We start from the raw sequence: 12,947 nt of genomic DNA, 5'->3' as shown, positions 1-12,947 counted from the left end.
CCCCGCCCCGCGCCCCGCGCCCCGCGCCCCGCGCCCCGCGCCCCGCGCCCCGCGCCCCGCGCCCCGCGCCCCGCGCCCCGCGCCCCGCGCCCCGCGCCGATCTTGGCAACTTCCTGCGCCCAGCCCGCAGAAAACTCCCTAGATCTGTGAGGCTCGCGATCACGCGACCGAATTAATCAGCATTTATCGGATGGCCACTCCACCAGATGGAACTGCTGTCCACCTTCCGAGACGGCTCTCCAGCATCTGAGAAAGGTGCCCACTTCGTGGAGATCACGTCCACGATGCGGACCGGGCCACCGCGCCACCGCGCCACCGGGCTCGGCTGGCAGGTCGCTCCCGACGGGGAGGGGGTCAGCTCGGCATGGCGTGGGCCACCGCAAACAGGTCCGCGAACGTGGCGGCCGGCAGCAGGCCGGAGCAATAGGGCAGCGCGGCGGCCATCGCCGCCACCGTCGGGGTGAAGCCGGGGGCGCCGGCCCGCGGGTTCAGCCACAGCACCGCGTGGGCCCGGCGCGACAGCCGGGACATCGCGGCGGCCAGCTCGGCCGGTGGGCCGCTGTCCCAGCCGTCGGAGGCGATCACCACGACGGCGCCGCGCAGGGCGTTGCCGTGGTGCGAACGCAGCAGCGCGCCGATGCTGGCGGCGATCCGGGTGCCGCCGAACCGGTCGGCCACCGCGGCCGTGGCCTGGTCGATCGCGTCGCGTGACGACCGGCGCGTCAGGGCCGGCGTCAGCCGGGTCAGCGACGTGGCGAACGCGAAGACCTCGGCCGGCGTCACCGTCGCGAAGGCCCGCATCAGGTGCATGTACGCGGCGGCCTGCGCCCGCATCGACTCGCTGACGTCGCAGAGCAGCACCACGCGGCGCGGGCGGCGTTGCGGGCGTTCCCGCACGACGGTCACCGGTTCCCACGCGGTGCGGCGGGCACGGGCCATCGTCGAGCGCAGCGCGACACGACGGCCGGACCGGTGCGGCGCATGGCGGCGGACCCGCCGGGTCGGCCAGCCGCTCAACTCCCGCCGCAGGACCTCGCCCAGCAGCGCGGTCTCTCGCTCGTCCAGATCCTCGAACGGCCGCGCGGCCAGGGCCTGCACGTCGCTCGGCCGTGGCTGCGGCACGAACAGCCCCGACTCCTCCCCCGGCGAGGTCTCGGCCACCGCAGCCGGAAGCGTCGCCCACGGCAGCCCGCCTCCGTCCACGACCTCCGCGGAGTCGGCGTCGGCGTCGGCGTCGACCGGCACATGGACGTCGTCGCGGCGGGCGGCCGCCGACCGGTTCAGCGGCAACGGCGCGGCGTCGCTGAACACCGCCTCGAAGACCCGGTCGAAGGCGGCCAGGTCGGACTGCCGCCGCACGAGCGCGATCCGGGCCGTCCAGTAGAGAGCCGCACGGGAGTCCGGCGGCGACACGCCGAGCGCCCGCACCAGGTCGTCGGTCTCGGTCAGACCCGCGGCCACACCCGCGCCGCGCAGCCGGTTGGCGAAAGCCACGGCGAAAGAGGCGCGGTCGGCGCCGCGCAGCAGCACCGGGGCGGGCTCAGCGGCGGGCAACGAGCCAGGCGATCACCGCGCCGACCACGACCACACCCACCGCCACCGGAACCACCCGCTTGTATATCGACCCACCGGCGATGCTGAGCAGATCCAGCGGCTCCGGCTCGTCAACCGCGGAACGAACGGGCGCCCAGGGGCCCGGATCGGCAGCGTCGGCGAGGAATCCGGCGGCCGGTGAAGCCTCGGGATCGGCAGTCGACACCACCGGCTCGGCGCCACCGGCCGGGTGCGGAAGCGCGCTCGCGGCGGTCGCCGAGACCGGCGCATCCGCCGCGGGCGTGGCCGGCGAGGACGGCACGGCGGAAACCGGCGCCGGGGAGGTCGCGATCTCCGGGGCCGTGGCAACGGCAGCCGCCGACGGCGCGACCGGCACCGCCCCGCCAACGGCACCGGCCTCAGACGGCCCGCCGACGGCACCGGCCTCAGACGGCCCGCCGACGGCAGCGGCCGCCGACAGGCCCCCGACGGCAGCGGCCGCCGACAGGCCCCCGACGGCAGCGGCCGCCGACAGGCCGCCGACGGCACCGGCCGCGGATGAGCCGGCCGGGACCGGCGCATCAGCCGCGCCCGGGGCGGCGGCCGGTTCGGGCGTGCCGGCGGGGACCGGAGAATCAGCCGCGCCCGGGGTGGGGGCCGGTTCGGGCGTGCCGGCGTCGGTCGCGAGCATCGCCTCCAGGTTCGTGACGAACTGGGCCAGCAGCTTGCCCGACACCTCCTTGATCATGCCGCTGCCGAACTGGGCCAGCTTCCCGCTGATCTTCAGATCGGTGTCGACGCTCACCGTCGTACTCTCGCCGGACGGTGAAAGAACGGCCGTGACCAGGGCCGAAGCATTGCCCGCCGACCGGGCGTCCCGGCCCTTGGCGTCGATGACCGCGCGGTAGGCCCCGTCGTCCTTCTCGGTGAAGCGGGCCGTTCCGGCGAAGTCCGAGATCACCGGGCCGACCTTCACCTTCACCTTGCCCTGGTAGACATCGCCGTCGACACCGGTCAGCTGCGCGCCCGGCATGCAGGGCGCGATGCCCTCGAGGTCGGTGAGCACCTGCCAGGCGCGGTCGATCGGGGTGTGCACGGTGAACTCGTTCGTGATCTTCATGCGATCTCCTGATGGACGGCGCCGGCGACGACGAGGCAGTCGTCGGGGGTTTTCGCGATCGTGCCGAGGGTGCGCAGCGCGTCGGCCGGGGCGAGCTCGGTGACGCCGAGCGCGGCCAGCGCGGACACCCAGTCGATGGTTTCGGCGAGCCCGGGCGCCTTGTCGAGGTCGAGGCGGCGGACCCGGCCGATGAATGCGGTGGCGCTCGCGATCAGCGGGTGGGTGGCGCCGGGCACGGCCCGGCGGACGATTTCCGCCGCCCGTTCCGGCGCCGGGAACTCGATCCAGTGGTAAAGGCATCGGCGGCGCAGCGCATCGTGCAGGTCACGGCTGCGATTCGAGGTCAGAACCACAACCGGCGGCCGTACGGCGGTGAAGGTTCCCAATTCCGGAACCGTGACCGAGGCCTCCCCGAGGAATTCGAAGAGCAGCGCCTCGAATTCGTCGTCGGCCCGGTCGATCTCGTCGATGAGAAGCACCGGCGGGATGGGCCCGGCGTGCCGCACCGCCCGCAGGATCGGCCGTTCCTGGAGGAATTCGGCGGTGAACAGATCGTCGTCGGCGAGGCGTTCGTGGCGCGCCTCGGCGAGCCGGATCGCGAGGAGTTGCCGCTGGTAGTTCCACTCGTAAAGGGCTTCACCGGCGGTCAGCCCGTCATAGCACTGGAGCCGGATCAGCGGCGTGTCCATGGCCCGGGCGAGCGCTTTGCCGGCCGCCGTCTTGCCGACCCCGGGCTCCCCTTCGAGCAGGAGTGGTTTGCCGAGGCGCAGCGACAGGAACATGGCCATACCGAGTCCGTCGTCGACGAGATAATCGGCCGCGTCGAGCCGCCGCGCGACCTCTTCCGGAGAGTTCACGACCGCTCCCCGGCGAGCAGCCGCGCATAGTCGTCGCGGGTGTCCACATCGATCGGAATCGGCCCGGCGCAGGGCAGCGACGTGACCGGATAGGCACCGGAGTGCAGCAGTTTCCAGACCGCCTTGTCACCGTGCAGCGTGGCCAGGTCGGCGAAGACCTCGCGCCGGAACAGGAACGGATGCCCGAGCCCGTCGGCGTAGGAGCAGACCCCCACCGGCGTGGGCGCGGCCGTCAGCCGCCGCACGTCGCCGGGCGCGACCCCGGGCTGATCGCCGAGCAGCAGCACGAGCGCGTCCGATTCGACGCGGGTGACGCCGGCCCGGATCGACGACCCGCATCCGGTGGAGAAGTCCGGGTTGTCGACGACCTCGAACCCGGCCAGGTCGACCGACGAGCGCACCCGCCCCGCCGCCCCGCCCAGCGTGACCAGCAGCTGGTCGAACCCGCAGTCCCGGGCCATCGCGAGCGTGGCATCGAGCAGGGTCCGCCCCCGGTAGGGCAGCAGTTGCTTGGCCTCGCCGAGCCGCAGCGACCCGCCGGCGGCCAGCACCAGCCCGGTCACGCTCATCGCGCCGCCACGAAGCTGTCCCGGCACCCGGCACAGCAGAACCAGTGCTCCACCCCGTCCACCTCCGCGTGCGGCGTGTCGTCCCCGACCACGACGCTCATCCCGCAGACCGGATCGATCACCGTCCGCGTTGCCCCGGCCGTCTCCGAAACAGCGGTGAGGGAGCCGGTTCGGATCTCCTTGATGATCTCGGCCAGGACGGAGAGGGCGATCTCGTGGTGGGTGCGTGCGCCGATGTCCAGGCCGGCGTGCGGGCGCACGCGGGCCCGCTCCGCCTCGGTCAGCTCCAGCGAGTCGAGCACGGCGGCGCTGCGCTTCCGGCTCGCCACCAGGGCGATCAGTGGCACCCCGGCATCCAGGGCGGCGCGGATCGCCTGCTCGTCGTCGCGGCCCAGACCCGCGACGACGACGGCGCTGGCTCCGGCGTACTCCATCGGTGGGGTTGTCTCGAGGTCGAGGAAGGCAGCGAGCTGAGCCACCGCCGCGCCGATCGGGGTGGCCGTGCCGGCCACGCCCAGCAGGGTGCGCGGCAGCACCGGCCGCAGGAAGATCTCGATGGCGCCGCCGGAGAGGCAGGGGTTGACGACGACCAGCGAGCCGGGCGCCGGCGGGAACGGCGCCGAGTCGTCCGGCAGCACCCGGAGCAGCAGGGTGTTGCCGTCGCGCAGGGTGTCGAGGGCGGCCGCCCGCACCGACGTCTCGGCGCAGACCCCGCCGACGAAGCCCTCGATCGAGCCGTCGTCGAGGATGACCGCGTCGTCGCCGGGCACCGCGGACGTCGGTTGCTGCGCACGCACCACCGTGGCGTGCACGAACGGCCGTCTGGCCAGGGTCAGTTCGTGCACGCGGGTGGCGATCAGGGTGGCCATCAGATCGGCGGGGTGGCCTGGCCGCGCATCGCGTCCCAGACCCGGGACGGGGTGAGCGGCATGTCGGCGTGGCGCACCCCGAACGGCTTGAGGGCGTCGACGACGGCGTTGACGATGGCCGGGGGCGAGCCGACGGTCGCCGACTCCCCCACGCCCTTGGCGCCGATCGGGTGGTGCGGCGACGGCGTGACGGTGAAGCCGGTCTCCCAGTCGGGCACTTCGAGGGAGGTCGGGATCAGGTAGTCCATCAGGGACGCGCCGAGGCAGTTGCCGTCCTCGTCGAAGGCGATCATCTCCATCAGCGCCATGCCGACGCCGTCGGTGAGCCCGCCGTGCACCTGGCCCTCGATGATCATCGGGTTGATCCGGGTGCCGCAGTCGTCGACCGCGATGAACCGGCGCACCTTGACCTGCGCGGTGCCGGGGTCGATGTCGACGACGCAGATGTAGGCGCCGTGCGGGTAGGTCAGGTTCGACGGGTTGTAGCAGATCTGCGCTTCCAGGCCGCCCTCCATGCCGTCGGGCAGATCGCCGGCGCCGTGCGCGCGCATCGCGATGTCCTGGATCGTCACCGAGGCCGACGGGTCGCCCTTGACGTGGAAGCGGCCCTTGTCCCAGGCCAGGTCGGCGACCGAGACCTCGAGCATCGCCGACGCGATCAGTTGTGCCTTGTCGCGCACCTTCCGGGCGACCAGCGCGGCCGCGGCGCCGGAGACCGGGGTGGACCGGCTGCCGTAGGTGCCGAGGCCGAACGGTGTCTGGTCGGTATCGCCGTGCACGACCTCGATGTCGGCCGGCGGGATACCGATCTCCTCCGCCACGATCTGCGCGAACGTCGTCTCGTGCCCCTGGCCCTGGGTCTGCACGGACAGCCGCACGACGGCCTTGCCGGTCGGGTGGATCCGCAGCTCGCAGCCGTCGGCCATACCGAGGCCGAGGATGTCCATGTCCTTGCGCGGGCCGGCCCCGACCGCCTCGGTGAAGAACGAGATGCCGATGCCCATCAGCTCGCCGCGCGCCCGCTTCGAGGCCTGCTCCGCGCGCAGTTCGGCGTACCCGGCCATCTCCATGGCGAGGCGCATCGTGGGCTCGTAGTTCCCCGAGTCGTACACCCAGCCGGTCTTGGTCTCGTAGGGGAACTGCTCGGGCTGGATGAAGTTCTTCAGGCGCAGCTCGGCCGGGTCCATGCCGAGCTCGTCGGCGAGGCAGTCGACGATGCGTTCGACCAGGTAGACGGCCTCGGTGATGCGGAACGAGCAGGCGTACGCCACCCCGCCGGGCGCCTTGTTGGTGTAGACGGCGGTCATCTTGCAGTACGCCGCCTGGATGTCGTAGCTGCCGGTGAACACCCCGAAGAAGCCGGCCGGGTATTTCACCGGTGCGGCCGTCCCGTTGAAGGCGCCGTGGTCGGCGAGCACGTTCGTACGGATGGCCAGGATCTTGCCGTCGCGCGTCGCTGCGATCTCCCCACGCATGATGTAGTCGCGGGCGAAACCGGTGCTGATCAGGTTTTCCGACCGATCCTCCATCCACTTCACCGGCTTGCCGGACAGCAGCGAGCCGACGATCGCGCAGACGTAGCCGGGGTAGATCGGGACCTTGTTGCCGAAGCCGCCGCCGATGTCGGGCGCGATCACCTGGATCTTGTGCTCGGGAATGCCGGCGACGATCGCGTAGAGGGTGCGGTGCGCGTGCGGCGCCTGGGTGGTCGACCAGAGCCGCAGCTTGCCGTCGATCGGGTCGAAGTCGGCGACCGCGCCGCACGTCTCCATCGGCGCCGGATGCACACGCGGGTAGACGATGTCCTCTTTCACCACGACGTCGGCGGCGGCGAAGACCGCCTCGGTCGCGGCCTCGTCCCCGGTCTCCCAGTCGAAGCAGTGGTTGTTCGTCTTGTCGGTCAGGTCGTCGCGGATCAGGGGCGCATCCGGCGCCAGTGCCTTGCGCACGTCGATGACCGGCTCGAGCACGTCGTACTCGACGTCGATCAGCTCGAGGGCGTCGCGGGCCGCATACCGATCGTCGGCGACGACGAACGCGACCTCCTGCCCCTGGAAACGGACCTTGTCGGTGGCCAGGACCGCCTGCACGTCGTTGGAGAGGGTCGGCATCCAGGCCAGGCCCTTCTCGGCGAGCATCGCGCCGGTCACGACGAGTTTCACGCCGGGCGAGGCCTCGGCGGCGCTGGTGTCGACGCTGACGATCCGCGCATGCGCGAAAGGCGACCGCAAAATCGCAAGATGCAACATCCCCGGCAGCTGTACGTCGTCGGTATAGCGCCCGCGCCCACGGATGAACCGCGGGTCCTCCTTGCGCAGCATCCGCCCGTACCCAACCGGCTTTTGATCGTTGTCCTCGAAGGTGGTGATCTTCGGTTCCTCGACGGTTGTCATTGCTTGACCCCCTCGTGCACCGCGGCCCACCGCACACTGCGGACAATGGTGGCGTAGCCGGTGCAGCGGCAGATCTGCCCGGAAATGGCTTCGCGGATCTCCCCGTCGGTGGGGTCCGGGTTCTTGTCGAGCAGGGCCCGGCAGGTCATCAACATGCCCGGCGTGCAGAAACCGCACTGCAGCCCGTGGCACTGCATGAAACCCTCCTGGATCGGGTCCAGTTCCCCGTCCCGGGCCAGCCCCTCGACGGTGCGCACCTCGTGGCCGTCGGCCATCGCGGCCAGCACCGTGCACGACTTGACCGGCTCACCGTCCATCCAGACGACGCAGGTGCCGCAGTTGCTGGTGTCGCAGCCCCAGTGGGTGCCGGTCAGCGCTAGGTGGTCACGCAGGAAGTGCACGAGCAGCAGGCGCCCCTCGATCTCCCGGGTGACCTCGACGTCGTTGACGATCATCGTGACCTGCATGGATTCAGCTCCTCGCCCGCTCGACGGCCTTGCGCAGGGTCCTCCGGGTCAGTTCGTCGGCGAGATGCCGCTTGTAGTCGGCGCTGCCGCGTTGATCGGTGGCCGGGTCACAGCTGCGCGCGGCGATGGCGCCCGCGGCCGCATAGACGTCCTCACCCGGCACCTGACCGCGGATCGTGTCCGATATTTCGGGAATTCCGGTGGTATTAGGCCCCACGGCCGCCAACCCGACCCGGGCGTCCAAGATCTTGCCGTCGGCCAGCCAGACCGCGGAACCCGCGCTGACCACGGCCCAGTCCCCCGCGCGGCGCTCGACTTTCTCGTAGGCGCTGCCGTGCCCGGCGCGGCGCGGGATGCGGATCTCGGTGAGGATCTCGCCGTCGCCGACCGCCGTCTCGTACGGCCCGACGTGGAACTCCTCCATGGACACGACCCGCTCCGCCCCGCCGGGACCGCGGATCACGCACGCCGCGTCGAGTGTCGTGCACACCGCGGACAGATCCTCCGACGGGTCGGCCTGGCAGAGCGACCCGCCGAGAGTGCCACGATTGCGCACCACCGGGTCGGCGATCACCCGCTCCGCATCCCGGAAGATCGGGAACGCGGCCGCCAGCTCGTCCGACTCGAGCAGTTCACGATGGCGGGTGAGGGCTCCGATGCGTACCTCATCAGCCTGGATCTTGAGGTAACCCAACTCGTCGTGGAGCGGGTTGATGTCGATCAGATATTCGAAGTTGGCCAGCCGTAGCTTCATCATCGGCAGGAGGCTGTGCCCACCCGCGACGAGCCGTGCTGAGCTGCCCAGACGTTCCAGAAGTCCGATGGCTTGGTCCACGCTGTGCGCACGTTCGTACTCGAACGGAGCCGGCACCTGCACGCTGCACCTCCCGTGATCACGGCAGAGATTCGTCCGCGGAAAAGGCAAAGTCAACAGCTACCTAAGCGTTCTATTGATCAGCCGTTGACGAGGCCGCCATGATCCGGCGAGGGTGCAGATCATGCGGGACATCGTGGACGGCCTGGCCGCGTGGCGCGCCGACGGCGTGCGGTTCGCGGTCGCCACGGTCGTGCGCACGTGGAACTCGGCGCCACGGCAACCCGGCGCGGCGATGGCCGTCAACGAGCACGGCGAGGTGCTCGGCAGCGTCTCCGGCGGCTGCGTCGAGGGCGCCGTCTACGCCGCCGCCGAAGAGACCATCAAGAGCAAGAAGGCCCAGCAGCTGACGTACGGGGTGAGCGACGGCGACGCGTTCGAGGTCGGCCTCACCTGCGGCGGCACCATCGAACTGCTGATCCAGCCGGAAGTGGCCCTGATCGACCTGGACGACGTGCTGGCCGCCATCCGTGACGGCCGGCCGGTGGCGACCGCGTCGATCGCCGGCAACCAGCTGGTGATCTGGCCCGACCGCACCGCCGGCACGCTCGGCGACCAGGGTCTGGACCACGCGGCCGAACAGCAGGCGGCCGGCATGCTCGCCGCCGGCACGACCGGCACCGTCCGCCTCGGCCACCACGGTGAGCAGCGCCAGGAGGAGACCGAGGTCTTCGTGCAGACCTTCCTCGCACCGCCCCGCATGATCGTCTTCGGCGCCATCGACTTCGCCGGCGCGGTGGCCCGGATCGGCGGCTTCCTCGGCTACCACGTCACGGTCTGCGACGCCCGTCCCGTCTTCGCCACCCGCAAGCGCTTTCCGTCGGCCGACGACCTGATTGTCCGGTGGCCGCACCAATATCTGGAATCCACCACGGTCGACGAGAGGACCGTCCTCTGCGTCCTCACCCATGACCCGAAGTTCGACATCCCGCTCCTGGAGGTCGCGTTGCGCACGCCCGCGCGCTACATCGGCGTGATGGGCAGCCGGCGCACCCACACCGACCGGATGCGCCGCCTGCGCGAGGCCGGGGTGTCCGAGCTCCAGTTGTCCCGCCTGTCCGCTCCGATCGGCCTGGACCTGGGCGCCAGAACCCCGGAGGAGACCGCGGTAGCGATTGCGGCGGAGATCATAGCGAGGGCCTGGGGCGGGTCCGGTCTGCCCCTGACCGGGCTCGATGCCCCAATTCACGGGTAGCGATCGGGTAACAAACCCCACTTGTCATGCCCATCGGCCGACCCCCCGCCGATCGTGTCCGGTGCCGCCACCCGACGACGGGAGGCCGCCACACCGCCTCCGGACGCCGAGTCCCGCCCACCGGGCGCGGTGCATGACCTGTCTCCGATCGGAAGCTTCAGTGGGCGGGAACGGGGGACCCAGGTCGCCGGCGATGCCGGCTCGGGGTGAAGTCGCTTACGCGACGGGCCGCCTTCAGGCCTAATCCGACAGCTAACCTCGCAGGCGATTGAAGGACAAGGAACCTCGTGTTCTCTGCCGTCCGTCCCACCCTGCCCGGCAATCCGCTCCGCCGATCGCTTTCCCGCTTCCTGTCCGTTTTCCTGGCCGCCGCTTTCCTGTCCTCCGCGGCGCTGCTGCTGACGGCCCCGCCAGCCCACGCGGCCCCCGCCACCCACGCGGCCCCCGCCAACCACGCGGCTGCCGCCACCCACGCGGCTGTCGTCGACCCCGTGGTCCTGCGTGGCGAGCGAGTGGTGGCCGCGGCTCGAGCCCAGCAAGGCAGGCCCTATCGGCACGGCGCCGTGGGGCCGCGGGCGTTCGACTGTTCCGGCCTGACCACCTACGCCTACCGCAGCGTGCGGGTGACCCTTCCCCGCACCGCAAACGCCCAGTTCCACGCCGCCCAACCGATCAGCCGGGCCGCGGCCCGCCCCGGCGACCTGGTGTTCTGGGTCCAGGGCGGGCACGCCTACCACGTGGGGGTCTACGCCGGCGCCGGCCAGGTCTGGCACGCACCAAAGACCGGCGACCACGTCCGCCTGGCCCGCATCTGGTCCTGGCGGGAAGTCCACTTCGGCCGGATAGCCGGCTGAGTGCCACGCCCGCCGGGGCCGTTCACGCCTCGGCGGGCGCCGCCTTCAGGTCCGGCCGGACCAATTCCTCGATGAAGCGCGCGAACGCCGGCGCGTAGTAGTTCCGCGCAACGGTCCAGGTCCGGCGGTACTCCTCGACCGTGAAATCCGCCGCGATGGTCTGTTTCCAGCCGATCCAGAACTGCTCGTCCAGTTCGCCGCGTCGGTGGCTGAGGAAGAAACCCTCGTGCGCGTTCAGCCGGAGAAAGATGAAGGCGATCTTCCGGGCCTCGAGATCCGACGAGACGACGATCCCTTTCGCCCCGAGGTGCCAGGCGGCGAGCTCCGGATCGTGGAAGATCGCCTCGGCCATCCCGTTCTGGAACGCCAGGAGTCCCTGCAGGGTCGCCTGTTTGGTGGTGGCCGCCTGATGCTCGGTCTGCCGCGAGATGTGCCGGGACTGCAGGTAGTTGAAGAAGAGCGCCAGCACGAGGCCGAGCAGTGAGGCGAACTGGATCCAGTCGGAGACCTTCACGGGCACATCCTCAACGTCGCCACCGAATGTGACCGTCAAGGTACCGAATGCGACCAACCCCGCTCAGCGGTCGGCCGGCTCGCGATCTGCCTCGACCGGGTCGGCCCCCACCGGCTGTGCGGGCGGCCCCTCGCCGCGTCGACGGCCGAGCGACGCCAGCCGGTCGAGGCCCACCACGGCCGCGCCCAGCACCGCGAAGATCACCGCGAGCTCGACGAACTGGCCGGCCACCCAGTCGTACCCCCGGTCGGTGGGGTCGAGGAAGAAGTACGGGTACTGGATCGGCGCCGTGGGCACCAGCGCCGCCCGGAACTCGATCGCCAGGCCGTAGCCGAGCGGGTAGAGGATCCACAACGGAATGTCCCGCCGGCGGACCAGGCGGTGCGGGCCGAAGAACACCCAGTCCGCCAGGACCATCAGCGGCACCACGTAGTGCAGCAGGAACAGCGACCGGTTGAGCGTCGCGGTCGCCGGGTCGGCGGCGGCCAGGCCGGGCAACGGGTTCTTGCCGTGGGTGAGCAGGAAGTGCGAGATCAGGCAGGTGATCATGATCCACAGCGTGACCGCGCCGCGCAGCCGGGGCGCCGGGGCCGCCACCGTCCGCCGCTTGATCATCCAGTAGAGCGTGCCGGCGAAGAACCCGAGCGTGATGAGGTTGCTCTGGCACGTGTAATAGACGATCCGCTGCTCGCCCATGAGCAACCCGGCCACCCCGCAGGCCACGATGGCCGCACGCCACCAGAACTGCGGCCGCACGTAGACCCGCATGATGATCCTTCCGCCGGGCTTACCAACGGGTAACGAGTATGCCCGGCGAAGCTCAGAAGATCACTACACCCGGGCGACCAACCCGTTGCAGCCCACGTCCTCCACCGCCGGTCGCGGCTGCGGCTCCCCCTCGGCGTGCCAGTGCGCGACCGAGACCAGGCCCGGCGGCACCGGCGAATGGCCGTCGAACCAGGCCGCGAAGACGTCGCCGTCGCGCGGCGCGAACCGCCCGCCCGGGTTCTGCGCCTGCAGCTGCCCGATTGCGGCCGGCGAAACGTATTCCCAGGTCGCATGGCTGGCGACGACGTAGCTTCCGGGCGCCAGCGCGTCGAGGAAGGTGCGCACGATGCCGGCCGGATCTTCGTCGTCGCGCACGAAGTGCAGGACCGCCGCCAGCATCAACCCCACCGGCTCGGCCAGGTCCAGAACTGCCAGCGCCGGATGATCGAGGATCTCCCGCGGCGACCGGATGTCGGCCTCGAAGTAGGAGCCCGGCAGGGCGGCGGCCTGCGCCGTCACGAGCGGGTCGTTGTCGACAAACACAATCGTCGCCGACGACGCGACGGCCCGGACCACGTCGCCGACACCGCCCGGCGCCGGAAGCCCGGTGCCGATGTCGAGGAACTGCCGCACCCCCTGCGCGGCGACGAACTCCGCCGCCCGGCCGAGGAACCGCCGATTTTCCACGGCCATCAGCCGGATCGTCGGCATGGCCGCCTCGATCGCATCCCCCGAAACCCGGTCGGCCTCGAAATAGTGCGAGCCGCCGAGCCAGTAGTTGTAGCGCCGGGCCGGATGCGCCTGCGTGGTGTCGATCTTCGCGTCCATCGTGGAGAGCTTAGGGCGCATCTGACGGATCATCACTGGTTGCGATGATCGATCGTTGTCTCGTCGTGGCTGGTGATTTGACTGATGAGGACTGGCAACGGCTGGA

The 12,947-nt window shown here is 71.0% G+C and carries 13 protein-coding genes and 1 riboswitch; of the genes, 2 read left to right on the top strand and 11 right to left on the bottom strand.

Annotated features, from left to right (window positions below; genetic code table 11):
* Positions 1-354 precede the first annotated feature (354 nt).
* The 8 genes from AB0E90_RS51155 to AB0E90_RS51120 are packed head-to-tail and all read right to left on the bottom strand — an operon-like array spanning position 355 to position 8,679.
* Positions 355-1,554, bottom strand: coding sequence for a VWA domain-containing protein (locus AB0E90_RS51155; protein WP_360421074.1), 1,200 nt, complete (start codon positions 1,552-1,554; stop codon positions 355-357).
* Positions 1,541-2,653: an SRPBCC domain-containing protein gene (locus AB0E90_RS51150; protein ID WP_360421072.1), complete on the bottom strand. Its 1,113-nt coding sequence runs from the start codon at positions 2,651-2,653 to the stop codon at positions 1,541-1,543. The genes AB0E90_RS51155 and AB0E90_RS51150 overlap by 14 nt, the downstream gene beginning before the upstream one ends.
* A complete protein-coding gene (locus AB0E90_RS51145) occupies positions 2,650-3,510 on the bottom strand; it encodes a MoxR family ATPase (RefSeq protein ID WP_360421070.1) in 861 nt (286 codons plus the stop codon). The genes AB0E90_RS51150 and AB0E90_RS51145 overlap by 4 nt, the downstream gene beginning before the upstream one ends.
* Positions 3,507-4,079 carry a nucleotidyltransferase family protein gene (locus AB0E90_RS51140; RefSeq protein WP_360421068.1) on the bottom strand — a complete coding sequence of 191 codons (573 nt, stop codon included), beginning with the start codon at positions 4,077-4,079 and terminating at the stop codon, positions 3,507-3,509. The genes AB0E90_RS51145 and AB0E90_RS51140 overlap by 4 nt, the downstream gene beginning before the upstream one ends.
* Entirely contained in the window at positions 4,076-4,948 is an 873-nt protein-coding gene (locus AB0E90_RS51135) for an XdhC family protein (RefSeq protein ID WP_360421066.1), read from the bottom strand. Before AB0E90_RS51135 ends, AB0E90_RS51140 begins: the two co-directional genes overlap by 4 nt.
* The gene (locus tag AB0E90_RS51130) at positions 4,948-7,341 is read right to left on the bottom strand and encodes an aerobic carbon-monoxide dehydrogenase large subunit (RefSeq protein WP_360421065.1); all 2,394 of its coding nucleotides are present in this window, start codon (positions 7,339-7,341) and stop codon (positions 4,948-4,950) included. Before AB0E90_RS51130 ends, AB0E90_RS51135 begins: the two co-directional genes overlap by 1 nt.
* Complete coding sequence (locus AB0E90_RS51125; protein ID WP_360421063.1) at positions 7,338-7,808, bottom strand: (2Fe-2S)-binding protein; 471 nt, start codon at positions 7,806-7,808, stop codon at positions 7,338-7,340. The genes AB0E90_RS51130 and AB0E90_RS51125 overlap by 4 nt, the downstream gene beginning before the upstream one ends.
* A 4-nt stretch (positions 7,809-7,812) precedes the next feature.
* Entirely contained in the window at positions 7,813-8,679 is an 867-nt protein-coding gene (locus AB0E90_RS51120; RefSeq protein ID WP_360421076.1) for a xanthine dehydrogenase family protein subunit M, read from the bottom strand.
* Positions 8,680-8,806: 127 nt separating this feature from the next.
* On the opposite strand from AB0E90_RS51120, the gene AB0E90_RS51115 reads away from it, so the two are divergent.
* Both AB0E90_RS51115 and AB0E90_RS51110 read left to right on the top strand, forming a co-directional pair.
* Positions 8,807-9,877: an XdhC/CoxI family protein gene (locus AB0E90_RS51115; protein ID WP_360421061.1), complete on the top strand. Its 1,071-nt coding sequence runs from the start codon at positions 8,807-8,809 to the stop codon at positions 9,875-9,877.
* Positions 9,878-10,006: 129 nt separating this feature from the next.
* Positions 10,007-10,159: riboswitch (cyclic di-AMP (ydaO/yuaA leader) on the top strand.
* Positions 10,160-10,164: 5 nt separating this feature from the next.
* Positions 10,165-10,731, top strand: a complete 567-nt coding sequence (locus AB0E90_RS51110) for a C40 family peptidase (protein ID WP_360421059.1) — start codon at positions 10,165-10,167, stop codon at positions 10,729-10,731.
* 22 nt (positions 10,732-10,753) lie between these two features.
* Here AB0E90_RS51110 and AB0E90_RS51105 read toward each other — a convergent pair whose 3' ends face one another.
* The 3 genes from AB0E90_RS51105 to AB0E90_RS51095 form a co-directional block, all read right to left on the bottom strand.
* Positions 10,754-11,245 (bottom strand): hypothetical protein, encoded by a 492-nt coding sequence (locus tag AB0E90_RS51105; protein ID WP_360421057.1) that lies wholly within the window; start codon positions 11,243-11,245, stop codon positions 10,754-10,756.
* A gap of 63 nt (positions 11,246-11,308) precedes the next feature.
* Positions 11,309-12,013: a Pr6Pr family membrane protein gene (locus AB0E90_RS51100; RefSeq protein WP_360421055.1), complete on the bottom strand. Its 705-nt coding sequence runs from the start codon at positions 12,011-12,013 to the stop codon at positions 11,309-11,311.
* A gap of 63 nt (positions 12,014-12,076) precedes the next feature.
* Positions 12,077-12,862 (bottom strand): SAM-dependent methyltransferase, encoded by a 786-nt coding sequence (locus AB0E90_RS51095; RefSeq protein WP_360421053.1) that lies wholly within the window; start codon positions 12,860-12,862, stop codon positions 12,077-12,079.
* Positions 12,863-12,947: the final 85 nt, after the last annotated feature.

It is taken from the genome of Actinoplanes sp. NPDC026619 (genome assembly GCF_040638295.1).
GTDB lineage: Bacteria > Actinomycetota > Actinomycetes > Mycobacteriales > Micromonosporaceae > Actinoplanes.
Note: the sequence above shows the minus strand (reverse complement) of the source record. Positions and strands in the feature narration are given on the sequence as shown.